Annotated in this window: 18 protein-coding genes; 13 read left to right on the top strand and 5 right to left on the bottom strand. The window is 60.8% G+C overall.

From position 1 onward, the window contains the following. The first annotated feature begins 131 nt into the window (after positions 1 to 131). Both xdhC and guaD read left to right on the top strand, forming a co-directional pair. Entirely contained in the window at positions 132 to 974 is an 843-nt protein-coding gene (gene xdhC, locus AC1D1M_RS04570) for a xanthine dehydrogenase accessory protein XdhC (protein ID WP_477774734.1), read from the top strand. Positions 975 to 997: 23 nt separating this feature from the next. Continuing rightward, the gene (guaD, locus tag AC1D1M_RS04565; RefSeq protein WP_477774733.1) at positions 998 to 2,302 is read left to right on the top strand and encodes a guanine deaminase; all 1,305 of its coding nucleotides are present in this window, start codon (positions 998 to 1,000) and stop codon (positions 2,300 to 2,302) included. Between the two features lie 60 nt (positions 2,303 to 2,362). Here the strand turns inward: guaD and AC1D1M_RS04560 are convergent, their stop codons facing one another. Further along, positions 2,363 to 3,127: a GntR family transcriptional regulator gene (locus AC1D1M_RS04560; RefSeq protein WP_007971481.1), complete on the bottom strand. Its 765-nt coding sequence runs from the start codon at positions 3,125 to 3,127 to the stop codon at positions 2,363 to 2,365. Between the two features lie 269 nt (positions 3,128 to 3,396). Between AC1D1M_RS04560 and AC1D1M_RS04555 the strand changes: the two genes are divergently transcribed. Next, the gene (locus AC1D1M_RS04555; RefSeq protein ID WP_477774732.1) at positions 3,397 to 4,587 is read left to right on the top strand and encodes a benzoate/H(+) symporter BenE family transporter; all 1,191 of its coding nucleotides are present in this window, start codon (positions 3,397 to 3,399) and stop codon (positions 4,585 to 4,587) included. Between the two features lie 60 nt (positions 4,588 to 4,647). On the opposite strand, the gene AC1D1M_RS04550 is transcribed toward AC1D1M_RS04555, so the two are convergent. After that, on the bottom strand, positions 4,648 to 4,992 hold the full coding sequence (locus AC1D1M_RS04550; protein ID WP_007971486.1) for a YggL family protein: 345 nt from the start codon (positions 4,990 to 4,992) through the stop codon (positions 4,648 to 4,650). Between the two features lie 234 nt (positions 4,993 to 5,226). On the opposite strand from AC1D1M_RS04550, the gene dacB reads away from it, so the two are divergent. Beyond that, positions 5,227 to 6,687, top strand: a complete 1,461-nt coding sequence (gene dacB / locus AC1D1M_RS04545) for a D-alanyl-D-alanine carboxypeptidase/D-alanyl-D-alanine endopeptidase (protein ID WP_477774731.1) — start codon at positions 5,227 to 5,229, stop codon at positions 6,685 to 6,687. 138 nt (positions 6,688 to 6,825) lie between these two features. Here the strand turns inward: dacB and AC1D1M_RS04540 are convergent, their stop codons facing one another. Next, positions 6,826 to 9,225 carry a sensor domain-containing diguanylate cyclase gene (locus AC1D1M_RS04540; RefSeq protein WP_477774730.1) on the bottom strand — a complete coding sequence of 800 codons (2,400 nt, stop codon included), beginning with the start codon at positions 9,223 to 9,225 and terminating at the stop codon, positions 6,826 to 6,828. Between the two features lie 142 nt (positions 9,226 to 9,367). Continuing rightward, positions 9,368 to 11,638 (bottom strand): bifunctional 23S rRNA (guanine(2069)-N(7))-methyltransferase RlmK/23S rRNA (guanine(2445)-N(2))-methyltransferase RlmL, encoded by a 2,271-nt coding sequence (gene rlmKL, locus AC1D1M_RS04535; protein ID WP_477774729.1) that lies wholly within the window; start codon positions 11,636 to 11,638, stop codon positions 9,368 to 9,370. Between the two features lie 530 nt (positions 11,639 to 12,168). Between rlmKL and rmf the strand changes: the two genes are divergently transcribed. Beyond that, positions 12,169 to 12,384 (top strand): ribosome modulation factor, encoded by a 216-nt coding sequence (gene rmf / locus AC1D1M_RS04530; protein WP_150745412.1) that lies wholly within the window; start codon positions 12,169 to 12,171, stop codon positions 12,382 to 12,384. Between the two features lie 180 nt (positions 12,385 to 12,564). Here the strand turns inward: rmf and AC1D1M_RS04525 are convergent, their stop codons facing one another. Continuing rightward, positions 12,565 to 13,584 (bottom strand): quinone-dependent dihydroorotate dehydrogenase, encoded by a 1,020-nt coding sequence (locus AC1D1M_RS04525; protein ID WP_477774728.1) that lies wholly within the window; start codon positions 13,582 to 13,584, stop codon positions 12,565 to 12,567. A gap of 228 nt (positions 13,585 to 13,812) precedes the next feature. Between AC1D1M_RS04525 and AC1D1M_RS04520 the strand changes: the two genes are divergently transcribed. The 8 genes from AC1D1M_RS04520 (at position 13,813) to cobA (ending at position 25,331) form a co-directional block, all read left to right on the top strand. Beyond that, positions 13,813 to 15,024, top strand: coding sequence for a CmpA/NrtA family ABC transporter substrate-binding protein (locus AC1D1M_RS04520; RefSeq protein ID WP_477774727.1), 1,212 nt, complete (start codon positions 13,813 to 13,815; stop codon positions 15,022 to 15,024). 15 nt (positions 15,025 to 15,039) lie between these two features. Further along, entirely contained in the window at positions 15,040 to 15,615 is a 576-nt protein-coding gene (locus AC1D1M_RS04515) for an ANTAR domain-containing response regulator (RefSeq protein ID WP_277536143.1), read from the top strand. A 231-nt stretch (positions 15,616 to 15,846) separates the two neighbouring features. Further along, positions 15,847 to 17,058: a nitrate/nitrite transporter gene (locus AC1D1M_RS04510; protein ID WP_007971497.1), complete on the top strand. Its 1,212-nt coding sequence runs from the start codon at positions 15,847 to 15,849 to the stop codon at positions 17,056 to 17,058. Positions 17,059 to 17,065: 7 nt separating this feature from the next. After that, positions 17,066 to 18,736 (top strand): bifunctional protein-serine/threonine kinase/phosphatase, encoded by a 1,671-nt coding sequence (locus AC1D1M_RS04505; RefSeq protein ID WP_477774726.1) that lies wholly within the window; start codon positions 17,066 to 17,068, stop codon positions 18,734 to 18,736. A 344-nt stretch (positions 18,737 to 19,080) separates the two neighbouring features. Then, positions 19,081 to 21,534, top strand: coding sequence for a nitrite reductase large subunit NirB (nirB, locus tag AC1D1M_RS04500; RefSeq protein WP_477774725.1), 2,454 nt, complete (start codon positions 19,081 to 19,083; stop codon positions 21,532 to 21,534). Then, on the top strand, positions 21,531 to 21,848 hold the full coding sequence (gene nirD, locus AC1D1M_RS04495; protein WP_477774724.1) for a nitrite reductase small subunit NirD: 318 nt from the start codon (positions 21,531 to 21,533) through the stop codon (positions 21,846 to 21,848). Before nirB ends, nirD begins: the two co-directional genes overlap by 4 nt. After that, complete coding sequence (locus AC1D1M_RS04490; protein WP_477774723.1) at positions 21,848 to 24,565, top strand: nitrate reductase; 2,718 nt, start codon at positions 21,848 to 21,850, stop codon at positions 24,563 to 24,565. The genes nirD and AC1D1M_RS04490 overlap by 1 nt, the downstream gene beginning before the upstream one ends. A 10-nt stretch (positions 24,566 to 24,575) precedes the next feature. Further along, positions 24,576 to 25,331: a uroporphyrinogen-III C-methyltransferase gene (cobA, locus tag AC1D1M_RS04485; RefSeq protein WP_477774722.1), complete on the top strand. Its 756-nt coding sequence runs from the start codon at positions 24,576 to 24,578 to the stop codon at positions 25,329 to 25,331. Positions 25,332 to 25,415 lie beyond the last annotated feature (84 nt).

Here is a 25,415-nt window from a genome sequence, read left to right as displayed (position 1 = left end):
GAGGTGCGGCTATCGCGAGCAAGCTCGCTCCCACAGGGTTATGTGCTGACTGATGGACCTGTACAAATCCAATGTGGGAGCGAGCTTGCTCGCGATGGCGGACTAACAGACACACAGATGTCGAGGTGAACATGTACAACTGGATCGACGCCCTCGCCGACCTGCAAAACCGGGGTGAACCCTGCGTGCTGGTGACCATCATCGAAGAGCTCGGCTCGACGCCGCGCAATGCCGGCTCGAAGATGGTCATCAGCGCGAACCAGAGCTTCGACACCATCGGTGGCGGGCACCTGGAATACAAGGCCATGAAGATCGCCCGCGAGATGCTCGCCAGCGGCAAGCAGGACACGCATCTGGAGCGCTTCAGCCTCGGCGCCAGCCTCGGCCAATGCTGCGGCGGTGCCACGGTATTGCTGTTCGAACCGATGGGCCAGGTACAGGCACAGATCGCCGTATTCGGCGCCGGCCACGTCGGCCGCGCGCTGGTGCCGCTGCTGGCCAGCCTGCCTTGCCGGGTGCGCTGGATCGACTCGCGGGAAGAGGAGTTCCCCGAACAGATCCCCCACGGCGTGCGCAAGATCGTCAGCGAAGAACCGGTGGATGAAATCGATGATCTGCCTGCTGGCAGCTACTGCATCGTGATGACCCACAACCACCAACTCGACCTAGAACTCACCGCTGCGATCCTCAAGCGCAATGACTTCGCCTACTTCGGCCTGATCGGTTCGAAGACCAAACGGGTGAAGTTCGAACATCGCCTGCGCGACCGTGGATTCGACAACAGCGTCGTGCAACGCATGCGCTGCCCGATGGGCATCGGCGAAGTCAAAGGCAAGTTGCCTGTGGAAATTGCCATCTCCATCGCTGGCGAGATCATCGCCACCTATAACGCGAATTTCGGCCAGCACACCGCCAGCGCCGGATCGATTGCCAAACTGCTGCCTGCGTCACGCCGCAGCCACGCTTCGAATTAAAGAGCCACAATTTGAGAACGCCCATGACTCTGACTCGCAAAGCTTACCGCGCCGCCATCCTGCACAGCATCGCCGACCCAGCCATCGTGGGCATCGAAGCCTCCTACGAGTATTTCGAAGACGGCTTGCTGGTTGTGGATAACGGCCAGATCAGCGCCCTGGGCCACGCCAGCGAACTGCTGCCGACCCTGCCGGCTGACGTCGAAATCACCCAGTATCAGGACGCACTGATCACCCCCGGCTTCATCGACACCCACATCCACCTGCCGCAAACCGGCATGGTCGGCGCCTACGGCGAGCAATTGCTGGACTGGCTCAACACCTACACCTTCCCGTGCGAAAGCCAGTTCGCCGACAAGGCCCACGCCGACCAGGTCGCGGACATTTTCATCAAGGAACTGCTGCGCAACGGCACCACCACGGCGCTGGTATTCGGCAGCGTGCACCCGCAATCGGTGAACTCGTTCTTCGAAGCCGCCGAGCAGCTCGACCTGCGGATGATCGCCGGCAAGGTGATGATGGACCGCAACGCCCCGGACTACCTGACCGACACCGCCGAATCCAGCTACGTCGAAAGCAAGGCATTGATCGAGCGCTGGCACGGCAAGGGCCGCTTGCACTACGCGGTCACCCCACGCTTCGCACCGACCAGCACCCCGGAACAGCTAACACTCGCTGGCCAGTTGCTGACCGAATACCCGGATCTGTACATGCAGACCCACATCAGCGAAAACCTCAAGGAAATCGAGTGGGTCAAGGAACTGTTCCCGGAGCGCAAGGGTTACCTGGACGTCTACGACCACTACCAGTTGCTCGGCGAGCGCTCGGTATTCGCCCACGGTGTGCACCTGTGCGATGACGAGTGCGCGCGACTGGCGGAAACCGGTTCGGCCATCTCGTTCTGCCCGACCTCGAACTTCTTCCTCGGCAGCGGCCTGTTCAACCTGCCGATGGCCGAGAAGCACAAACTCAATGTCGGCATCGGCACCGATGTGGGCGGCGGCACCAGTTTCTCGCTGCTGCAAACCCTCAACGAAGCCTACAAGGTCATGCAGCTGCAAGGCGCACGCCTGAGCCCGTTCAAGTCGCTGTACCTGGCCACCCTCGGCGGCGCCCGCGCACTGCGCCTGGAAGACAAGATCGGCACCCTGCAACCGGGCACCGACGCCGACTTCCTCGTGCTGGACTACAACGCCACGCCGCTACTGGGCTATCGCCTGAAGCAGGCCAATAACATCGCCGAGACGTTGTTTGTGTTGATGACCCTGGGGGATGACCGGACTGTTCAGCAGACCTATGCGGCGGGGAATCTGGTGCATCATCGCTAAGGTTTTTCCGGGCATAAAAAAATATCGCGGGCAAGCCCGCGATGGCGACGACGCGGTCTATCAGATTTTCGCCGGCGAACGCCCAGGCTTCTTGGTCTGCAACAAATGCGAGAACACCGCATGCAGATCATCCGAAGCACTTTCCTCGTCGAGGTTGAGCTTGCTGTCGATGTGATCCATGTGATGCATCATCAGGTTCACCGCCAGTTCAGCGTCGCGCTTTTCGATGGCGTCGATCAACTGGGTGTGCTCGTCGTAGGAGCAGTGGGAACGGTTGCCGCTTTCGTACTGGGCGATGATCAGTGACGTCTGGGACACCAGACTGCGCTGGAAGCTGATCAACGGCGCGTTTTTCGCAGCTTCGGCCAGTTTCAGGTGGAATTCGCCCGACAGGCGGATGCCGGCACCACGATCGCCACGGGAGAAGCTGTCGCGTTCGTCGTTGACCATCTGGCGCAATTCGGCAATCTGCTCGGCGGTGGCGTGCTGAACGGCCAGTTCAGTGATCGCTCGCTCCACCAGACGCCGGGCCATGAACACCTGGCGCGCCTCTTCGACGCTCGGGCTGGCGACCACGGCGCCGCGGTTCGGACGCAACAGCACCACGCCTTCATGGGCCAGGCGCGACAAGGCGCGGCGAATGATGGTGCGGCTGACCCCGAAAATCTCCCCCAGCGCTTCTTCGCTCAACTTGGTGCCGGGCGCCAGGCGCTGTTCGAGGATGGCCTCGAAGATATGCGCGTAGACAATATCGTCCTGGGTACCGCTGCGGCCGGCTTTGCCTGCTCGCGGTTGTTTCTTTAGGGGTTGCAACTGTTCGTTCATGGGCACTCGAGTCGGAAGAACTGCGGCGAATTGACCGCGACTGTAATACGGCACAGTGGGTCGCTGGCAAGTATCGCGTAAAAAACACTGCGATTGTACACAATGGAGGGTGGCAACACGACTGTACGGCTGATTGTTGCCTCGGCTGTATCGCAACGTCTGGTTACTTTTGAGTTTAGGCTTGTTCGCAGAATCCGCCTTTGTAACGCGATCCCACAGGGTTCAGCATTGCAGCGGACATCTTCATCCGTAAAAGGAACACCACCGTCATGAACGACGCCACCCACACGCAAATCCGCCCGTTGACCGACACCTCGCCCTCGGCCATCGTCGCCGGCTTCATCGCCATGATGACCGGCTACACCAGCTCCCTGGTGCTGATGTTTCAGGCCGGGCAAGCGGCGGGCTTGAGCAGCGGGCAGATTTCTTCGTGGATCTGGGCCATCTCGATCGGCATGGCGGTATGCTCCATTGGCCTGTCCCTGCGCTATCGCACGCCGATCACCATTGCCTGGTCGACCCCCGGCGCCGCGCTGCTGATCACCAGCCTGGGCGGCGTGAGCTATGGCGAAGCCATCGGTGCCTATATTACCTGCGCGGTGCTGGTGACGATTTGCGGGCTGACCGGCAGCTTCGAACGGCTGATGAAAAAGATTCCGGCCTCCCTGGCCGCCGCCCTGCTGGCAGGGATCCTGTTCAAGATCGGCAGCGAGATTTTCGTCGCGGCGCAACACCGCACCGCCCTGGTACTGGGGATGTTTGTCACTTATCTGGTGGTCAAGCGCCTGTCGCCGCGCTATGCGGTGTTGGCAGCATTGCTGATCGGCACGGCATTGTCAGGGTTCATGGGACTGCTGGACTTCAGCGGTTTTCACCTGGAGGTGGCGACGCCGGTCTGGACCACGCCGCAGTTTTCCCTGGCAGCGACTATCAGCATCGGCATCCCGTTGTTTGTCGTCGCCATGACCTCACAGAACATGCCCGGCATCGCCGTACTGCGCGCTGACGGTTACACGGTGCCAGCCTCGCCGCTGATCACCACCACCGGCATCGCCAGTTTGCTGCTGGCACCGTTCGGCTCTCACGGGATCAACCTGGCGGCGATCAGCGCGGCGATCTGCACCGGACCGCACGCCCATGAAGATCGCAACAAGCGCTACACCGCAGCCGTCTGGTGCGGGGTTTTCTACGGGATCGCCGGGGTGTTCGGCGCGACGCTCGCGGCATTGTTTGCCGCGCTGCCCAAGGAACTGGTGCTGTCGATTGCTGCGCTGGCGTTGTTCGGCTCAATCATCAACGGCTTGAGCATCGCCATGAGCGAAGTGAAGGAACGTGAAGCGGCGCTCATCACCTTCATGGTCACTGCATCGGGGCTGACGCTGTTTTCCATCGGCTCGGCGTTCTGGGGGATTGTCGCGGGGGTGGTGACGCTGATGATTTTGAACTGGCGCAAGGCCTGAAACCACAAACCATCGACATAAAAAAACGGCGACCCTTGGGTCGCCGTTCTTTCTAGAACATCAAGCTACCGGATTGATCGGCTTTTCCGGGTACCAGACGTCCAGCAGCGGGCTGACTTCAACGCTGGTCAGCTCGGTGCGGCCTTTGAGCCAGGCTTCAACGGCAGCGCGCTGTTCAGCACTGACCGAGCCACGCTTCTGCAGGCAAACCAGACCGTAGTCGTCGCCGCCAACATAGCCCAGACCGTTGGCTTCCATGGCTTCTTTGAGGAACGCATCGAGGAAAGCATCAATGGCTTCATCAGCCAAATCTTCTTTGAAATCCAGGTTCAGTTCGAAACCCAGCTCTTGAAATTCATCGACGCACAGTTTTTTGCGCAGACGCTGGGAACGGTTAGTCGCCATTGGAACAATCCTCTTAAGTAATAACGGGCGGCACTTTAGCAGTTTAAGCCGCCGATTGCCTGACTCTCTGGGCCACCACGCCTACCGTCGGTAAAAAAATAGCCGATCAGACAGCCCACGCACGGCACAAGCTGTGACACCTTGGGGCATAATGCCGACACTTTCATGACCATTGAGGGAATTTATCTCCATGCCCTCGTCTTATTTCCCCTCGGCTGTAGGGTTTTATTTCAGATGATCAAATCTTTGCGTCCATTGCTGTTGGCCGGTTTTCTTCTCCCCCTGGCCCTCTCCGTTTCCGCCGCTCCAATCAATACCGCGTTGTCGCCCAACGTTGAAAAAGCCCTGAAAGCCAGCAAGTTGCAGGACAACGCCCTGTCGCTGGTGATGATCCCGCTCACCGGTCCCGGTACCGCGACGGTGTTCAACGCCGACGTGTCGGTCAACCCGGCGTCGACCATGAAACTGGTCACCACCTACGCGGCCCTGGAAATGCTCGGCCCGAACCACCAGTGGAAAACCGAGTTCTACACCGACGGCACCCTCAGTGGCGGCATTCTCAACGGCAACCTCTACCTCAAGGGGGGCGGCGATCCGAAGCTGAACATGGAAAAACTCTGGCTGCTGATGCGCGACCTGCGTGCCAACGGCGTCACCCAGGTCACCGGCGACCTGGTGCTGGATAAAACCTTCTTCGTGCAACCGCAACTGCCGGAGTTCAATGACGACGGCAACGACGAGAACAAGCCGTTCCTGGTCAAACCCGACTCGCTGCTGGTCAACCTCAAGGCGCTGCGCTTCGTCGCGCGCAATGACTCGGGCAAAGTGCTGGTCTCGGTAGAACCGCCGATTGCAACCATCCGTATCGACAACCAGGTCAAGGCCCTCAATTCCAAGCAATGCACCGGTGGCGTGCGCTACAACCCGGTGGCACAGGCCGATGGCAGCGTGACCGTGACCGTCGGTGGCCAGTTGGGTGAAGGCTGCAGCTCGCAGACTTACCTGTCGCTGCTCGACCACGCGACCTACACCGCCGGCGCCGTCCGCGCGATCTGGAAGGAACTGGGTGGCAGCATTCAGGGCAAGGATGTGCTGGCGCCAACACCTAAAGACGCCAAGGTACTGGCCCGGGCGTTCTCGCCAGACCTGGCGGAAATCATCCGCGACATCAACAAGTACAGTAACAACACCATGGCCCAGCAGTTGTTCCTGAGCCTCGGCCAACGCTTCCGCACCGATGCCGATGGTGACGACGCCAAGGCCGCCCAGCGCGTCGTGCGTCAGTGGCTGGCGAAAAAGGGCATCACCGCGCCGCATCTGGTGATGGAGAACGGCTCCGGCCTGTCGCGTGCCGAGCGCGTCAGCGCCCGGGAAATGGCCTCGATGCTCGAAGCGGCCTGGCACAGCCCGTATTCCGCCGAATACATCAGTTCAATGCCGATTGCCGGCACCGACGGCACCATGCGCAAACGCCTGAAGACCACTGCGATGCGCGGTGAAGCCCATGTCAAGACCGGCACCCTGAACACCGTGCGCGCGATTGCCGGTTTCAGCCGCGACGTCAACGGCAACACCTGGGTGGTGGTGGCGATCCTCAACGACAAGGCCCCGTTCGGCGCCTCTTCGGTGCTCGATCAGGTGCTGCTGGACCTGTACCGCCAACCGAAAGTGCCACAGACGGCTTCGGTGTTGTAACCCGGATCTAAAGAACACAGTAAATCCCCTGTGGGAGCGAGCTTGCTCGCGATTGCGGAATGACAGTCAGCATCAATGTTGAATGTAAAACCGCTATCGCGAGCAAGCTCGCTCCCACAGGGTCAGTGGAGTGCCCGTCTAATTCATCTCCGCCTCAACCCGATCCCTTCCTGCCTGCTTCGCCGCATACACCCCCGAATCCGCGCGCAACAGCAAGGCATCGGCGCCCTCCCCGGCCCGCCAACTGGCAATCCCGAAACTGGCGGTGACCGTACCGACATCTTCAATGGGTGAACTGCGCAAGCCTTGCCACAATTGCCGGGCCAACATATAGGCATGTTCGCCGTTGATATCCGGGCACAGCACCATGAATTCCTCACCGCCCAGGCGGCAGAACACATCGGTACGGCGCAGCCGGCGACCGATCCGTTCGCACACTGCCTGCAACACCCGATCACCGATGGCATGGCCATGCAGGTCATTGATGCGTTTGAAATGGTCGATATCGAGCATGATCACCGACAGATCCCCACCGCCGCGCTCCACCCGGGCCATTTCGGTGGTCAGACGTTCCTGAAAATAACGCCGGTTGTGGATACCGGTCAGCGAATCGGTGACCGACAACGCGCGCAGTTCTTCTTCTACCCGCTTCATATCGGAAATGTCCGAGATGTAGCCATGCCATAACACACCGCCACCGGGCAGCTCCTCCGGAGTGGCTTCGCCGCGAACCCAACGCAAACCACGTTGCGGCAGTTGCACGCGGTACTCCTCGCGCCAGGGGCTGAGGGTGTCGGCCGAGGCGCGGATCGAGGCGCGGACACGGGTGGTGTCCAGAGGGTGAATCCGGGTGAAGATCGCTTCGGCATTGAGCACCAGCACGTCGGGTTCGAGTTCGTAGATCTCGCGAATGCCGTCGCTGGCGTAGATCACACTGAAGCGTCCGTCGAACTCCATCTTGAACTGGTAGATACCACCGGGCACGTGGGCGCTGAGTTTTTTCAACAGCAGGTCCCGTGCCGCGAGCGCCTCGTGGACTCGCTTGCGTTCGGTAATGTCGATGCACACCGCCAGGTGCCCGACCCACAGGCCTTGCTCGTCGAGCACCGGCGTGGCGAGCATGTTGACCATCAGATGGCTGCCATTGCCGCGCACCAGCGTCCACTCCCGCGCCTCATGGTTGCCCTCCACGTCGCCTTCGACCAGCATCGCTTGGCAGGTTGGAACCGGTTTGCCATAGCGTGCGCTCAACTCTGCCGAGCGAGCGACCAGTTCCCGGGGCAGGTGCAGGTTTTCCAGGGTCATGTGGCCGACCACTTCGGCACTGGTATAGCCGAGCATCTGCTCGGCACCGGCGTTGAAGGTGCTGATGACGCCGCGCAGGTCGGTGGCGATGATCGCAACCTGAGTGGCGGCATTCAGCACGCCACGCAACTGACCATGGGTACGGCGCAGCTCCTGTTCTCGATCGCGCAGCTCCTGGGTGCGTTGCTCGACCAGTTTCAACGCCCGCTGCCGCTGACTGACCAGCACGTACAGCAAGGCACTGAGCATCACGCTGAGCAATCCACCCAACACCACCACACTGGTCACGGAGGAGTGGTTGGCCTGCACGAACGCGTCGCTGGGCAGGATATCGACTTGATAGTCGTGGTCGGCCATGCGCAACAGGCGCGTGGCGGACAACTCGCTGATGGCCGGCGGGTTGGGCGACTCGAACAGCACCTCGTGCTGGTCGTCGGTCGACAAATCGAGGATGCGCACCGAGAGATAATCACGGCTCGCTTCCGGCAGTCCGTCCGCCAGCAACTGGCGCATGCTGATCACAGCCATGACATAACCGTAGGGCTTCGCGGTTTTGTGGTCCTGACTGTTGTGCTGCGAGACCGGCGCGACCAGCAGCACACCTCGCGCATAAGCCGGCTCGATGCTGACCAGATGCATCGGTTGCGACACTGCCATGCCACCACGCTGATCGGCCCGCTCGAGCGTGGCACGCCGCAGCGGCTGGGCCAGCAAGTCGTAACCGAGGGGAGCGCCGAGTTTGCTTTGAGTCTGGCTATACAGCACCGCCACGTACTCATCTCGCTCGCCAGCCAGTTGCAATTGGCCGTCGGCGTTGAGCTCTCTCAGGGTGAAGCTGTTCAAGCCTTCGCCACGCACCCGACGCTCGAACGCCGCCCGCTCTTCACGGGTGATCCGCTGGGCGTAGGAATAAGCCTGGGTTCGCAGCAGCAAAGGTTGGGTGTAGCCGTCGAATTCCGCTCGGGAAACCGAATCGGAATTGGCGAAAAACCGGCGCAAGCCATCGAGGCGCTGCTCCTGATCTTCGAAACGCTCTTCGATACGGCTGTAACGTTCACTGGCCAGCAGTTGGAAACGTTGCCGCAATTGATGGTGAAACAGATTAAGTGTCGACCACGCCAGCAACCCGGTGAGCACTCCACCGACCAGCAATACCAGCAACGCGACCAGCCAGGCCGAGACATCTTCGCTGATAAAACCCAGGATCTTGGGGCGCACGGCGTGCAACGACATAGAACGCAACTCAAAACGCCAGGTGCGGGGAAGCCCTTTGGCTGTGCGTTGAGTTATAGCTATTAGCCACTAATTTGACCAGCACTGATCGAGCCCTGCAGGAGCGAGCTTGCTCGCCCCTACAGTGAATCAGCGCAGCTATTTAGCGAGCCATGATTTTCCAGGCGCGATGGATCTTGGCGTTGCGGGAAAAATCCGGATCGATGGTCTGGGCGGTGATCTCCTCGACGGCATAACGTTCGCCGAGATTGGCCTCCAGTTCGAACTTGCGGAAGTTGTTGGAGAAGTACAACACGCCGCCGGGCGCCAGTCGCGCCATGGCCAAGTCGATCAGTTGCACCTGGTCGCGCTGCACGTCGAAGACACCTTCCATGCGCTTGGAGTTGGAGAACGTCGGCGGATCGATGAAGATCAGGTCGTACTCGTCACGACTGGCTTCGAGCCACGCCATCACATCGCCCTGCTCCAGGCGGTTCTTGTCGGAAAAACCGTTCAGCGACAGGTTGCGACGCGCCCAGTCCAGATAGGTTTTCGACAGGTCGACACTGGTGGTGCTGCGCGCGCCGCCCTTGGCCGCATGCACACTGGCCGTTGCGGTGTAGCAGAACAGATTGAGGAAGCGTTTGCCGGCCGCCTCTTTCTGGATACGCATGCGCATCGGCCGGTGGTCGAGGAACAGACCAGTATCGAGGTAGTCGGTGAGATTGACCAGCAGCTTCACGCCGCCTTCATTGACCTCGACAAACTTGCCCTGCGCCGCCTGGCGTTCGTACTGCTTGGTGCCGCTCTGACGCTCGCGGCGCTTGACCACCACACGGCTCTTGTCGATGTTCAATGCCTGCGGGATGGCTGCCAGGGCATCGAACATACGGGCCGAAGCCTTTTCCGGATCGATGGATTTCGGCGCGGCGTACTCCTGAACATGGACCCAATCCTGATACAGGTCGATGGCCATGGAATATTCCGGCATGTCGGCATCGTAGACGCGGTAGCAGTCGATGCCTTCACGCTTGACCCACTTGCCCAGGGCCTTGAGGTTCTTTTGCAGGCGGTTGGCGAACATCTGCCCACCTTCGCTCAGGCGCGGCTGCTCGACCACCGGAACCGGTGCCGGCGTCGGTTTGATCGGGTTGCCGTTTTTGTTGAACTTGCGTTCCTGCGGCTCGTTCGGCGCCTGATCGTAGGCGGCTTGCTCACGCTCGACCTGGCGCTGTTCCGGAGTACGACGCTCGCCGGTGACGAATTGATCCGGCAGCACCTTGATCAGCAGCAGCTTGCACGGCAAGGCGCCGTTCCAGAACGAATACTGTTTGTGGCTGCGGATACCCATGCGTTTGCCCAGGTCCGGCGCGCCGGTGAACACCGCCGCTTCCCAGTTCAGGCAGGCCTGACGCAGGCGTTCGCCGAGGTTCTGGTAGAGGTAGAGCAGGCTAGCCTCATCGCCCAGACGCTCACCGTACGGAGGGTTGCAGATCACCAGGCCTTTCTGGTTCTGGTCCGGACGTGGCTCGAACGTCGCGACTTCACCTTGGTAGATCTTGATCCACTCGCTCAGGCCGGCACGCTCGACGTTGTTACGACCCGGTTGAATCAGCCGCGGATCGGCTTCGTAACCGCGGATCCACAACGGTGGCTTGGCCAGGCCGGCCGCTGCGCGCTCGGAAGCTTCTTCGTGCAGTTTTTTCCACAGCGCCGGAACGTGACCGAGCCAGGCGGTGAAGCCCCACTGCTCGCGACGCAGATTCGGCGCGATGTCGGCGGCGATCATCGCCGCTTCCACCAGGAAGGTACCGACACCGCACATCGGGTCGGCCAGTGCACCGCCTTCGGCCGCGATACGTGGCCAGCCGGAACGGATCAGGATGGCGGCCGCGAGGTTTTCCTTCAGCGGTGCCGCACCTTGCTGCAGGCGATAGCCGCGCTGGTGCAGGCTGTGCCCGGACAGGTCAAGGGACAGGATGGCTTCGCCACGGTCCAGGCGCAGGTGAATGCGCAGGTCCGGGTTGAGCTTGTCGATGGACGGACGGTCGCCTTGCGGGGTGCGCAGTTTGTCGACGATGGCGTCCTTGACCTTCAGCGCGCCGAAGTGGGTGTTGTCGATACCCGAGCCATGGCCGCTGAATTCGACGGCCAGGGTGCCGTCATTGAGCATGTGGTCTTGCCACTCGATGTCCAGCACGCCGTGGTACAGGTCTTCGGCGTCCTTCATCGGGAAACGCTTGAGCACCAGCAGCACGCGGTTGGCCAGACGCGACCACAGGCACAGGCGATAAGCGGTTTCCATGGTGGCCATGCCGCGCACGGCAGAGGTGTGTTCCCGCGCTTCCTCAAGGCCAAGCCCGACGGCTTCCTCGATGAGCAGGCCTTCAAGGCCTTTTGGGCAAGTGAGGAAGAGTTCGAAACGATCGGACATGGGAATTCCAGAACCTTTAGCTGAGTGACCGGGCAACGCATTGCCGGTCCGGTTTTCAATCAGGCGCTTTTCTCGAAGAGCGCCCGCGTGGCACGAAGGTGTGCCGTTCCACCCTTGCTGCCCGGGTTAAATGAGCTTAGATGCAAGGACAGATAAAAAAGTTGATGCAACAAAATGTCATAAATCGACCCTTCGTCGAATAGTACTTCCCGGCAACGGGAGCCATTCTCACTAAAGGATTAAGCCCATCATCCAGCGCAGGGCCGATCATACCGGGGTTTGGCCAATAAATACGCTAAAAACACGCTGTTACTTATGGCCTTAGCACATTAATAGTTACGTCCTTATGACAAAACGATCATTCCCTCGATGTGACGCATTGGTTAGAACTCAATACAGGTTGGCGCCGCAACGACGCCAACACCTTGGCTCGTCACGCCGGCAACGAGCCCCCAACGGCAGAGTTTTTCTGCCAGACCTCAATAGAGGTCGACGCGATAAATACAGTCAACAAGTGAGGGCAACACCCTATGAGAAGACTTAAGCGTGATCCGTTGGAAAGAGCATTTTTGCGCGGATATCAATATGGCGTTGGTGGCAAATCCCGTGAGCTTTGCCCATTTACTCTACCGTCGGTACGTCAAGCCTGGATCAACGGCTGGCGAGAAGGACGCGGCGACAACTGGGACGGTATGACCGGCACTGCGGGAATCCACAAACTCAACGAACTTCACGCCGTCGGCTAATTACAGGGCAAAACACTCCGACACGACAATCTGATTTTGTACCGAATTAACCATGCGCGTCCCATCCGGACGGCGGGCTCCGGCCCAGGGGCTCCTTCAAGGAGCCCTTTTTTATGCCCGCTCAAATTCAGCGGCAAACCTTTGTGGCGGGGGGGCAAGCCCCCTCGCCACAAAAGCTCGCTAGCGTAGCGCTGCGATTGCGTCTACCGACTCACGAATCAGCGCCGGGCCTTTATAGATAAAGCCCGAATAGATCTGCACCAGGCTCGCGCCTGCGGTGATTTTCTCTGCGGCGTGCTTGCCTTCGGTAATGCCGCCAGCAGCGATGATCGGCAGGCGACCACCCAGCTCCGATGCCAGCACCGTCACGGTGTGGGTGCTCTTGTCGCGAACCGGTGCGCCGGACAAACCACCGGCTTCTTCGCCATGCTCCATGCCCTCGACGCCAACGCGGCTCAGGGTGGTGTTAGTCGCAATGACGCCATCCATTCCGGTTTCGATCAGCGCTTGCGCAACTTGTGCGGTTTCTTCGTCGCTCATGTCCGGCGCGATCTTGATCGCCAGCGGTACATGTTTGCCATGACGCAATGCCAGTTCCGCGCGGCGCTCGGCCAGATCGGCCAGCAACTGCTTGAGCGAGTCGCCAAATTGCAGGCTGCGCAGGCCCGGCGTGTTCGGCGAACTGACGTTGACCGTCACATAGCTGGCGTGGGCGTAAACCTTGTCCAGGCAGATCAGGTAGTCGTCCACGGCACGCTCGACCGGAGTATCGAAGTTCTTGCCGATGTTGATGCCCAGCACGCCCTTGTACTTGGCCGCCGCCACGCGGGCAAGCAGGTGATCGACGCCGAGGTTGTTGAAACCCATGCGGTTGATGATCGCCTCGGCGTCCGGCAAACGAAACAGACGTGGCTTCGGGTTGCCCGGCTGCGGACGCGGGGTGATGGTGCCGATTTCGACAAAACCGAAACCCAGTTGGGCGAAACCATCGATGGCCGCGCCGTTCTTGTCCAGGCCGGCGGCCAGGCCCACCGGATTCGGGAAGTCCAGGCCCATGACATTCACCGGCATCTTCGCCGGGGCCTTGCACAGCAAGCCGTTGAGCCCAAGACGCCCGCCCGCGCCGATCAGGTCCAGGGACAGATCGTGGGAGGTTTCCGGGGAGAGTTTGAACAACAGCTGACGGGCCAGAGTGTACATGGGCGGATTTGACTCGATTGGCGGCGAATTGAGGCGGCGATTATAGCCGGGCAACGGGGTGGCAAGCGAGGCGCGTGAGCAAATCAACGGTTAATGGCATATGCCTTGCACCACTCTGGACACCAGCACCCATGCCAACGACGGAATGTGTGCAAAGACAATGGCGTCGTCCCCGGCCTGCCCATGCACGGACCCGGGACGACGTTTTTTTTGCAAGGTGAACGTACGATGAACGAACCGTCAGCCGGCCCTCTGGCCTGGGTCAATGGCAGCGATGCCCCGGAAAAAACCGAAATCAATCTCGGCTTCATGGCCCTGAGCGACTGCGCCTCGGTGGTGGTCGCCGCCACCCAGGGCTTCGCCCAACCCCACGGTTTGACCCTGAACCTCAAGCGCCAATCGTCCTGGGCCAACCTGCGGGACAAACTGGTCAGCGGCGAACTCGATGCAGCCCACAGCCTCTACGGTCTGATTTACGCCGTTCACCTGGGCATCGGTGGTGTGGCGGCGACCGACATGGCGGTGTTGATGGGCCTGAATCAGAACGGCCAGAGCATCAATCTGTCCCGCGGTTTGCAAGCGCTTGGAGTGACCAGTCCTGAAGCACTGGATCGGCACGTGCACCAAACTCGCTCAAAACTCACCTTCGCCCAGACGTTTCCAACCGGCACCCACGCCATGTGGTTGTATTACTGGCTCGCCAGCCAGGGCATTCACCCATTGCAGGATGTCGACAGCGTGGTGGTGCCGCCACCGCAAATGATCGCGCACCTGCGAGCCGGGCGTATCGACGGCTTCTGCGTCGGCGAACCCTGGTCCGCCAGCGCCGTGCAACAGGACCTCGGCTTCACCCTGGCCACGACCCAGACTCTCTGGCCCGATCATCCGGAAAAAGTCCTCGGCTGCACCCGCGCGTTCGTCGAGCAATACCCCAATACTGCCCGGGCATTGGTGATGGCGGTTCTGGAGGCCAGTCGTTTCATCGAAGAAAGCACCGAGAATCGCCGCAGTACCGCACAATTACTCAGTGCCGATCAGTACCTTGACGCGCCACTGGAATGCATCGAACCGCGCCTGCTGGGCGAATACGCCGACGGCCTTGGCCATCGCTGGCAAGACCCACACGCACTGCGCTTGCACGGGGATGGCGAGGTCAACCTGCCGTACCTGTCCGACGGCATGTGGTTCATGACCCAGTTCCGCCGCTGGGGTTTGTTGCGCGATGACCCGGACTATCTCGCGGTGGCCCGACAGGTCCAGCAACTGGACCTGTACCGTGAGGCCGCCAGTGCCGTCGGCGTCGCTTCGTCAGCCGAGGAAATGCGCAGCAGTCAGTTGATCGACGGCAAGATCTGGGACGGCTCGGACCCGGCCGGTTATGCCCGCAGTTTCAAACTGCACGCCATGAGCGACAGCTCACACCGATCCGCCAGCCGCTGACAGGAGACCACGAACATGCTGCGTATCCTGCTGATCAACGACACCGCGAAAAAAGTCGGACGCCTGAAGGCCGCCCTGACCGAGGCCGGTTTCGAAGTGATTGATGAGTCCGGCCTGACCATCGACCTGCCCGAACGCGTCGAAACGGTGCGTCCGGATGTGATTCTGATCGATACCGAGTCACCGGGGCGCGATGTCATGGAGCAAGTGGTGCTGGTGACTCGCGACCAGCCACGACCGATTGTGATGTTCACGGACGAACACGACCCCGATGTGATGCGACAGGCGATCAAGTCCGGGGTCAGCGCCTACATCGTCGAAGGCATTCACGCACAACGCCTGCAGCCGATTCTCGATGTGGCCATGGCGCGCTTCGAAAGCGATCAGGCCTTGCGTGCCCAGTTACATGCCCGCGACCAGCAATTGGCCGAGCGCAAGCGCATCGAACTGGCCAAAGGGCTGCTGATGAAAATGAAGAACTGCAACGAGGAAGAGGCCTACACCCTGATGCGCCGCCAGGCGATGAGCCGCCAGCAGAAGCTGATTCAAGTGGCGGAGCAGATTATTGCCATGAGCGAATTATTGGGTTGAACAACAAATTTCCGATATGGCACAGATCTGGCTAGGTAATCGGTACAGGTAACCAACGGCGGTTGCCCCACCTACGACAAAGACGTCGCTCACTTCATTTGCCCTTGGCGAATCGGGTGGCGGCGTTTTTTCGTTTTGGCCCCACAGCACGGGGCCGGTGGTGCGGCCGTAACGGCGCCCCACCTGCAAGCTCATGACTCCTTCCGAGACTCTTCACAGCTGAGGTGCGCGATGAATTCAAGCTTCTGGAAATCCGGCCATACACCCACATTGTTCGCAGCCTTCCTCTATTTCGACCTGAGCTTCATGGTCTGGTACCTGCTCGGACCTTTGGCGGTACAGATCGCCGCCGACCTGCACCTGACGACACAACAACGGGGGCTGGTGGTCGCCACGCCGATTCTGGCCGGGGCGGTGTTGCGCTTCGTGATGGGGATGCTGGCTGATCGCCTGTCGCCCAAAACCGCCGGCCTGATCGGTCAGGTGATCGTGATCTGCGCGCTGTTCGGCGCCTGGAAACTCGGGATCCACAGCTACGAGCAAGCCTTGCTGCTGGGCCTGTTCCTCGGCATGGCCGGCGCTTCGTTCGCCGTCGCCCTGCCCCTGGCCTCGCAGTGGTATCCGCCGCAGCATCAAGGCAAGGCCATGGGCATCGCCGGCGCGGGTAACTCGGGCACAGTGTTCGCCGCATTGATCGCCCCGGTGCTGGCGGCAGCATTTGGCTGGAGCAACGTGTTCGGGTTCGCCCTGATTCCGCTGATCCTGACCTTGATCGTCTTTGCCTGGCTGGCCAAAAACGCCCCCGAGCGGCCAAAAGCCAAATCCATGGCCGACTACTTCAAGGCCCTGGGTGATCGTGACAGCTGGTGGTTCATGTTTTTCTACAGCGTGACGTTCGGCGGCTTCATCGGCCTGGCCAGTGCCCTGCCCGGTTATTTCAACGACCAGTACGGCTTGAGCCCGGTGACTGCCGGCTACTACACCGCTGCCTGCGTGTTCGGCGGCAGCCTGATGCGCCCTCTGGGTGGCGCGCTGGCCGACCGTTTCGGCGGCATTCGGACCCTGTTGGCGATGTACACCGTCGCGGCGATCTGCATTACCGCGGTCGGTTTCAACCTGCCGAATTCCTACGCCGCCCTGGCACTTTTCGTCTGCACCATGCTCGGTTTGGGTGCAGGCAATGGCGCGGTCTTTCAGTTGGTGCCACAGCGTTTTCGCCGGGAAATCGGCGTGATGACCGGCCTGATCGGCATGGCCGGCGGCATCGGTGGGTTTGCCCTCGCGGCCGGTATGGGCGCGATCAAGCAAAGCACCGGCAGCTATCAACTGGCGCTGTGGTTGTTCGCCAGCCTCGGCGTGTTGGCCTGGTTCGGTCTGCACGGCGTGAAACGGCGCTGGAGAACCACCTGGGGTTCGGCTGCCGTGACGGCTGCGCGGGTCTGACCTCCCGATGAGCCTGCAACTGAGTTTCGCCGAAGCCAGCGCCATCGGTCCTCGCGAGGAAAACCAGGATGCCCTGCGCCTGGTCACACCGGCTCCGGCGCTGGCGGCGAGCAAAGGTTATCTGTTCGCCATCGCCGACGGCGTCAGCCAGTGCGCCGATGGCGGTCTGGCTGCCCGCTCGACGCTGCAGGCCCTGGCGCTGGATTACTACGCCACGCCGGAAACCTGGAGCGTCGCGCAGGCACTTGATCGTCTGCTGCTGGCGCAAAACCGCTGGTTGCAGGCCAATGGCCGCGGACAACCGCTACTGACCACCCTCAGTGCGCTGGTCCTGCGCGGCCGGCGTTTTACCCTGGCGCATGTCGGCGATTGTCGGGTGTATCGCTGGCACGCCGATCGATTGCAGCGAATCAGCGAGGATCACGTCTGGGACCAGCCGGGCATGCAGCATGTGCTGAAACGGGCGCTGGGACTCGATCAGCATCTGGTGCTGGATTTTCTCGACGGCGAGTTGCGCCTCGATGAAAGCTTCGTCCTGCTCAGCGACGGTATCTGGGCCGTCCTGGGCGATACCGCCATTGCGGCGATCCTGCGCGATCAACCGGATTTGCACAGCGCTGCGCAAACCCTGGTCAATGCCGCGCACTTGGCGGGCAGTCAGGACAACGCCAGCGCCTTGCTGGTGCGGGTCGATGCCCTCGGTGAAACGAGCATTGGCGATGCCTTGATTCACTTACAGCAATGGCCACTGCCGCCTGCCCTGAAACCGGGTCAGGCGTTCGAGGGCTGGCAGGTCGAGGGGATCGTCGCGCAGAGTCAGCAATCGCTGCTTTATCGCGTGCGCGACAGTCAGCAACAACCCTGGCTGCTGAAAACCCTGCCGGGCCGCCTGCACGACGATCACCAGGCCGGGCAAGCGTTACTCTCGGAAGAGTGGTTTCTCAAACGCGTGGCCGGTCGACATTTTCCTGAAGTGCATGCCGCCAGTCAGCGTCAGCATTTGTACTACGTGATGCGTGAATATCCGGGCGTTACCCTGGCGCAACGGCATGAGCAAGGCGGACCGTTGCCGCTGCCCCAGTGGCAGGACATCGCCGAACGCTTGTTGCGAGCGGTCGGCCTGCTGCATCGACGGCAGATTCTGCATCGCGATATCAAACCGGAAAACCTGTTGCTGGGGGACGATGGTGAGTTGCGCCTACTGGATTTCGGCCTCGCCTACTGCCCCGGTCTCTCACAGGACCTGCCCTGGGCTCTGCCGGGTACACCCAGTTACATCGCGCCAGAAGCCTTTCGCGGCGAAGTGCCGACGCCACAGCAGGACTTGTACGCCGTCGGTGTGACCCTGTATTTCCTGCTCACCGGGCACTATCCCTATGGCGAAATCGAAGCGTTCCAGCGCCCGCGGTTTGGTCTCCCGGTCAACGCCAGCCGCTATCGCCCCGACCTGCCGGACTGGATCGCCCATAGCCTGGAGCGCGCCGTGGCGGCGGCCCCCGACCAGCGCTTCGAAACGGCGGAAGAATGGTTGCTGCTGATCGAACAGGGCGAACGGCGCAGCTTGAGCGTACGCCCCAAGCCCTTGCTGGAGCGCGAGCCGCTGAAAGTCTGGCGGACATTGGCGCTGGTATCGTTACTGGTGAATCTGGCACTGCTGTTTTTGTTGTTTCATAGCTGAGTTTTTTACTGCACCCAAAAGATCAAAAGATCAAAAGATCTTTTGATCTTTCTGCTTCAAAACCGGGCATCGCGCCTTGAACCGGTGCACGAAAACACCCTCATCCCATGACGAGAGCCCATAAATCAGGCCCTTGCGAGAGTTGGCACAACCACTGCATTACCCCTTTCAACAGACATAAAGCGCAGGCTTCAACGACGAAGGCTGCACTTCCCGAGAGAACGGGACCAGGACAAAGGCGTCCTCGCTAGGCAACTAGCGGGACGCCTTTTTTTGTTTGCGCAAAATTTGTCGAGCATGGCCTGAACCCTGATGAGGCAGGCCTGAGCTCCCCGGAGAACCTGATGAAAAAACTAAAACTGGTGATGATCGGCAACGGCATGGCCGGGGTCCGGACCCTGGAAGAACTGCTCAAACTGAGCACGGAGCTGTACGACATCACGGTCTTCGGTGCCGAACCGCACACCAACTACAACCGCATCCTGTTGTCGCCGGTGCTGGCGGGCGAACAGACCTTCGAAGAGATCGTGCTCAACGACCTGGACTGGTACCTGGAAAACAACATCAAACTGCTGCTCAACCGCAAAGTGGTGGAGATCGACCGGGTCAAGCGCCGGGTCATTGCCGAGGACGGCAGCGAGGCCGAATACGATCGCCTGCTGATCGCCACCGGCTCGACGCCCTTCATCCTGCCCATTCCCGGCAACACCCTTGAGGGCGTGATCGGCTACCGCGATATCGCCGACACCCAGGCCATGATCGACACCGCGAAAGTCTATCGGCACGCCGTGGTGATCGGTGGCGGCCTGCTCGGCCTGGAGGCCGCCAACGGCCTGATGTTGCGGGGCATGCACGTCACCGTGGTACATATCGGCGAGTGGTTGCTGGAGCGGCAACTGGACAAGACCAGCGGCCAGCTGCTGCAAACCGCCCTGGAGGCTCGCGGCCTGCACTTTCGCCTGTGCGAGCAGACCCAGGCTTTGCACGACGCGGGCAACGGCCGGGTCGGTTCGGTGCAATTCAAGAACGGCGACATCATCCCCGCTGACCTGGTGGTGATGGCCGCCGGCATTCGCCCCAATACCGAACTGGCGGAAAAATCCGGCATTCCGTGCAACCGCGGGATTCTGGTCAACGACACCCTGCAAACCTACGACCCACGGATCTATGCCATCGGCGAGTGCGCCAGCCACCGCGGCATCGCCTATGGTTTGGTGGCGCCACTGTTCGAACAGGCCAAGGTCTGCGCCAATCACCTCGCACAACTGGGTTTCGCCCGTTATCAAGGCTCGGTGACGTCGACCAAGCTGAAAGTCACCGGCATCGATCTGTTCTCCGCCGGCGACTTCATGGGCGGTGAAGGCACGGAAACCATCACCCTCTCCGACCCGATTGGCGGGGTCTACAAAAAACTGGTGATCAAGGATGACGTGCTGGTCGGCGCCTGCCTGTATGGCGATACGGCAGATGGCGGCTGGTACTTCCGGCAGATCCGTGAGAATCACGCCATCGGCGAGATCCGCGATCACTTGATGTTTGGCGAAAACGCCTTGGGCGACGTAGGACATCAGGGCCAGGATAAAGCCATGAGCATGGCCGACACGGCCGAAGTCTGCGGCTGCAACGGTGTGTGCAAAGGCACCATCGTCAAGGCGATTCAGGAACACGGGCTGTTCAGTGTCGACGACGTCAAGAAACACACCAAGGCGGCCAGCTCTTGCGGCTCGTGTGCGGGCTTGGTGGAACAGATCCTGATCAACACGGTGGGCGGCGCCGCCGACGTCAAACCGAAAAGCGAAAAAGCCATCTGCGGCTGCAGCGACCTCAACCACGGGCAAATCCGCCAGGCCATCCGCGAGCAGCACCTGCTGACCATCGCCGGCACCATGAGCTACCTGAACTGGCGCACACCCAACGGCTGCGCCACCTGCCGGCCGGCGCTCAACTACTACCTGATTTCCACCTGGCCAGGGGAAGCCAGGGACGATCCGCAATCGCGCCTGATCAACGAAAGAGCTCACGCCAACATTCAGAAAGACGGCACTTACTCTGTAGTCCCGCGGATGTGGGGCGGTGTGACCAATCCTTCGGAACTGCGGCGCATTGCCGACGTTGCCGACAAATACAACGTGCCGATGGTCAAGGTCACCGGTGGCCAGCGCATCGACTTGCTGGGCATCCGCAAGCAAGACCTTCCGGGAGTGTGGAAAGACCTGGACATGCCGTCCGGCCACGCCTACGGCAAATCCATCCGCACCGTGAAAACCTGCGTCGGCAGCGAGTTCTGCCGCTTCGGCACCCAGAACTCCACACAGCTCGGTATCGAACTGGAACATGACCTGTTCAACATGTGGTCGCCGCACAAGGTGAAACTGGCTGTCTCCGGTTGCCCGCGCAACTGTTCGGAAGCCGGTATTAAAGATGTGGGAATCATCGGTGTGGACTCCGGCTGGGAGATGTACATCGGTGGTAACGGCGGGATCAAAACCGAAGTTGCGGAATTCTTCGTCAAACTGAAAACCGCCGAAGAAGTCCGCGAATACAACGGTGCATTCCTGCAGCTCTATCGCGAAGAAGCCTTTTACCTCGAACGCACCGTGCACTACCTGCAACGGGTCGGCATGGACCACATCAAGAAAGCCGTGCTTGAGGACCCGGAGCGTCGCAAGGCACTCAACGATCGCCTGCAATTTTCCCTGTCGTTCGAACAGGACCCGTGGAAGGAACGCCTGGAACAGCCACAGCTGAAAAAAGAATTCGACGTCATCCCCGTGAAAAACCTGGAGGTGCTGGCATGAACTGGCTGGATATCTGCGCACTGGAAGAGATCAATGCCCTGGGCTCGCGGATCATCGCCGGGCCAAAGGGAGACATCGCGATTTTTCGTACCAGCGACGACGAAGTGTTCGCCCTTGACGACCGCTGCCCGCACAAGGGCGGCCCGCTGTCCCAAGGCCTGATCTACGGCAAACGGGTGGCCTGCCCGTTGCACAACTGGCAAATCGATCTGCAAAGCGGCGAAGCCCAGGCCCCGGACATCGGCTGTGCCCATCACCATCGTACCCGGGTGGAAAATGGCCGGGTCCTGCTGGCCCTGCGGGATGCAGGCTGATGGACCGCCAGATCACCGCGTCCACCTGCTGTTACTGCGGGGTCGGTTGCGGGGTGCTGATCGAGCACGACGGCGAGCGCATCCTCGGCGTCAGCGGCGATCCGGCGCACCCGGCCAATTTCGGCAAACTGTGCAGCAAGGGCTCGACCCTGCACCTGACCGGCGACGTGACGACGCGGGCGTTGTATCCCGAACTTCGCCTCGGCAAAGGCTTGGCACGCCACCGCACCGACTGGGACACCGCCCTCGATCACGCTGCCAGCGTTTTTGCCGCGACCATCGCCGAACATGGCCCGGACAGTGTGGCGTTCTATATTTCCGGGCAACTATTGACCGAGGACTACTACGCCTTCAACAAGCTGGCACGTGCCCTGGTGGGCACCAACAATATCGACAGCAATTCACGGCTGTGCATGTCCTCGGCGGTGGTCGGCTACAAGCGCAGCCTGGGTGCCGACGCCCCGCCCTGCAGCTACGAAGACCTGGAGTTGAGCGATTGCGTGATGATCGTCGGCAGCAACATGGCCTACGCCCATCCGGTGCTGTTTCGTCGGCTGGAGGAAGCCAAATCCCGTCGACCGCAGATGAAGGTCATCGTCATTGACCCACGTCGTACAGACACCTGCGATCTGGCTGACCTGCACCTGGCGATCTTGCCTGGCACCGATGTCGCCCTGTTCCATGGGATTTTGCATCTGCTGCTGTGGGAAGACTGGATCGATCGTGACTTCATCAAGGACCACACCGAAGGCTTGGCAGAGCTGAAAAGCCTGGTGCGTGACTACACCCCGCAAATGGTTTCGCAGCTTTGCGGAATCAGTGTCGGGCAATTGCAGGAATGCGCCGAGTGGATCGGCACTTCACCGAGCTTTCTGTCGCTCTGGTGCATGGGCTTGAACCAGTCCACCGCCGGCAGCGCGAAAAACAGTGCACTGATCAACCTGCACCTGGCCACCGGGCAGATCGGTCGTCCCGGCGCCGGACCTTTCTCCCTGACCGGTCAGCCAAACGCCATGGGCGGCCGGGAAACCGGCAGTTTGTCCAACCTGCTGCCCGGCCATCGTGATGCCGCCAATGCACAACACCGTGTGGAAGTGGCGTCCTATTGGGGCGTCGAGCAACTGCCGGAGAATCCCGGGCTCTCGGCGATTGAGCTGTTCGAGCAAGTGCGCAGCGGCAAGATCAAGGCGTTGTGGATCGCCTGCACCAACCCCGCGCAATCCATGCCGGACCAGACAGCCGTGCGCGCCGCCTTACAGGACTGCCCGTTCGTGGTATTGCAGGAAGCCTTTCGCACCACTGAAACCGCGAAGTTCGCTGACCTTCTGCTACCCGCCGCCAGTTGGGGGGAAAAGGAAGGTTGCGTGACCAACTCCGAGCGGCGCATTTCCCACGTCCGCCAGGCAATCGTCGCACCGGGTGAGGCACGGCCGGACTGGGCAATTACAGTGGATTTCGCACAACGCCTGGAAAAATACCTGCGTCCCGGTCAAACCAGCCTGTTTGCGTTTGATAACCCTGCTCAAGTTTTCGATGAATACAAACAACTGACTCGCGGTCGCGATCTGGACCTGTCCGGTATCAGCCATGCGCTGATCGATCGTCTCGGCCCGCAGCAGTGGCCCTTCCCTTCGGGTGCCGTTGAAGGCACGGCACGACTGTATGTCGACGGGGTATTTGCCACTGCCAATGGGCGCGCACGGTTCGTGGCCGATCCGTATCGCGCCGCCAAAGAACAACGCGATGCACGCTTCCCGCTGACCCTTATCACCGGCCGCCTGCGCGATCAATGGCACGGCATGAGCCGCACCGGCACCGCCGCGCAGTTGTTCGGTCATGTCAGCGAAGCGCAGGTGAGCCTGCACCCCGACGAATTGCGCCGCCATCGCTTGCAGCCGGGGGATCTGGTCAGCCTGAAAAGCCGGCGCGGTGCGGTCATCGTCGCGGTCGCCAGCGATGACAGCGTGCGTCCAGGCCAGGCTTTTTTGCCGATGCATTGGGGCGACCGTTTTCTCAAGGGCGGAGTGAACAGCCTCACTTTGTCCGCATTCGATCCTTTGTCGAAACAGCCCGAACTCAAACACAGCGGTGTACGCCTGGAGCCTGTGGATTTGCCCTGGAAACTGTTCGCACTGATCGAGGGTGATGTTCAACAGCATTTTGAGGCGCTGCGACCGCTCTGTGAGGCGTTTTCCTACGTCAGCCTCAGCTTGGTTGGTCGTGAGCGCCCTGCTCTGCTTGTACGGGCTGCCAATACTTCAGCGCCTTCGGCAGAGCTGCTGAGCGAAATCGATAAAAACCTGGAACTCAATGACGGCCCAGTGCTGGCTTACGACGACCCCCGACGGGCCATTGGCAAGCGGGTGCGAATCGAGAATGGCCGGATCACCGCCATTCGACTGGCCGGTGAAACCCTTGCCCAACACTGGTTGCAGGGGCTGTGGCTCGAAGGTCGCGCGGACGAGCAACTGCGGCGCTGGTTGCTGGCTCCGCTGAGCGCACCACCGGGCAACCTCGACGCGCCCGTCAACGCGAACAAAACCCTGTGCAATTGCAAAAACGTCAGCCAGGACGCGATCTGCGCCGGCATCAGCCGTGGCCTGGACTTGCAGGAACTGAAGCAAGAACTTGGTTGCGGCACGCAATGCGGGTCCTGCGTTCCGGAAATCAAACGCCTGCTGGCTGCCAAGGCGCGGCCAATCACCGTCATCTCGTGAGGAAAACACTATGAGTGCAAAAGTCTGGCTGGTGGGTGCAGGCCCGGGGGATCCGGAGTTGCTCACATTGAAAGCGGTTCGTGCCTTGCGGGAAGCCGATGTGGTGCTGATCGATGATCTGGTCAATGTCGCGGTACTGGAACATTGTCCCCGGGCGCGGATCATCCCGGTGGGCAAGCGCGGCGGCTGCCGCTCTACCCCGCAAGCGTTTATCCATCGCCTGATGCTTCGTTATGCCCGGCAGGGTAAATGCGTGGCGCGGCTCAAGGGTGGCGATCCGTGCATTTTCGGCCGCGGTGGTGAAGAGGCGCAGTGGTTGCGTGAGCGCGGGGTCGAAGCCGAGTTGGTCAACGGCATCACTGCCGGACTGGCGGGGGCAACACAGTGCGATATTCCGCTGACCTTGCGCGGTGTGGCCCGCGGCGTGACGCTGGTCACCGCACACACCCAGGACGACAGCCAATTGAACTGGCAGGCGCTGGCCCAAGGCGGAACGACGCTGGTGATTTACATGGGAGTGGCCAAGCTCGGTGAAATCCGCGAGCAGCTATTGGCCGGCGGCATGGCGGCGGATACGCCCGTGGCCATGATTGAAAACGCGTCCCTGCCCCATCAACGGGAATGTCGGAGCGACCTGACAGCCATGGAAGAAGATGCCTGCGACTTCCAGCTCAAAAGCCCGGCAATCCTCGTGATCGGAGCTGTAGCGGCCTGTGATGAGATCAAAAGATCGCAGACTGCATTGGCTCGGTGTTCATCCTTGTAGGGATTAAAAGATCGCAGCCTGCGGCAGCTCCTACAGGGATGAACGTCGAACCACTGTAGGAGCTGCCGCAGGCTGCGATCTTTT

The organism is Pseudomonas sp. P1_F7, assembly GCF_056405655.1.
This window is presented reverse-complemented; position numbering and strand designations above follow the sequence as displayed.

What these genes read in the sequence shown, in the direction of transcription:
- nirB (WP_477774725.1), top strand. Translation starts at nt 19,081, where the DNA reads ATGAAAAAACTAAAACTGGTGATGATCGGCAACGGCATGGCCGGGGTC.
- AC1D1M_RS04505 (WP_477774726.1), top strand. Translation starts at nt 17,066, where the DNA reads ATGAGCCTGCAACTGAGTTTCGCCGAAGCCAGCGCCATCGGTCCTCGC.
- AC1D1M_RS04550 (WP_007971486.1), bottom strand. Translation starts at nt 4,992, where the DNA reads ATGGCGACTAACCGTTCCCAGCGTCTGCGCAAAAAACTGTGCGTCGAT.
- AC1D1M_RS04525 (WP_477774728.1), bottom strand. Translation starts at nt 13,584, where the DNA reads ATGTACACTCTGGCCCGTCAGCTGTTGTTCAAACTCTCCCCGGAAACC.
- nirD (WP_477774724.1), top strand. Translation starts at nt 21,531, where the DNA reads ATGAACTGGCTGGATATCTGCGCACTGGAAGAGATCAATGCCCTGGGC.
- AC1D1M_RS04490 (WP_477774723.1), top strand. Translation starts at nt 21,848, where the DNA reads ATGGACCGCCAGATCACCGCGTCCACCTGCTGTTACTGCGGGGTCGGT.
- AC1D1M_RS04515 (WP_277536143.1), top strand. Translation starts at nt 15,040, where the DNA reads ATGCTGCGTATCCTGCTGATCAACGACACCGCGAAAAAAGTCGGACGC.
- AC1D1M_RS04555 (WP_477774732.1), top strand. Translation starts at nt 3,397, where the DNA reads ATGAACGACGCCACCCACACGCAAATCCGCCCGTTGACCGACACCTCG.
- AC1D1M_RS04560 (WP_007971481.1), bottom strand. Translation starts at nt 3,127, where the DNA reads ATGAACGAACAGTTGCAACCCCTAAAGAAACAACCGCGAGCAGGCAAA.
- rlmKL (WP_477774729.1), bottom strand. Translation starts at nt 11,638, where the DNA reads ATGTCCGATCGTTTCGAACTCTTCCTCACTTGCCCAAAAGGCCTTGAA.
- guaD (WP_477774733.1), top strand. Translation starts at nt 998, where the DNA reads ATGACTCTGACTCGCAAAGCTTACCGCGCCGCCATCCTGCACAGCATC.
- rmf (WP_150745412.1), top strand. Translation starts at nt 12,169, where the DNA reads ATGAGAAGACTTAAGCGTGATCCGTTGGAAAGAGCATTTTTGCGCGGA.
- dacB (WP_477774731.1), top strand. Translation starts at nt 5,227, where the DNA reads ATGATCAAATCTTTGCGTCCATTGCTGTTGGCCGGTTTTCTTCTCCCC.
- AC1D1M_RS04520 (WP_477774727.1), top strand. Translation starts at nt 13,813, where the DNA reads ATGAACGAACCGTCAGCCGGCCCTCTGGCCTGGGTCAATGGCAGCGAT.
- AC1D1M_RS04540 (WP_477774730.1), bottom strand. Translation starts at nt 9,225, where the DNA reads ATGTCGTTGCACGCCGTGCGCCCCAAGATCCTGGGTTTTATCAGCGAA.
- cobA (WP_477774722.1), top strand. Translation starts at nt 24,576, where the DNA reads ATGAGTGCAAAAGTCTGGCTGGTGGGTGCAGGCCCGGGGGATCCGGAG.
- AC1D1M_RS04510 (WP_007971497.1), top strand. Translation starts at nt 15,847, where the DNA reads ATGAATTCAAGCTTCTGGAAATCCGGCCATACACCCACATTGTTCGCA.
- xdhC (WP_477774734.1), top strand. Translation starts at nt 132, where the DNA reads ATGTACAACTGGATCGACGCCCTCGCCGACCTGCAAAACCGGGGTGAA.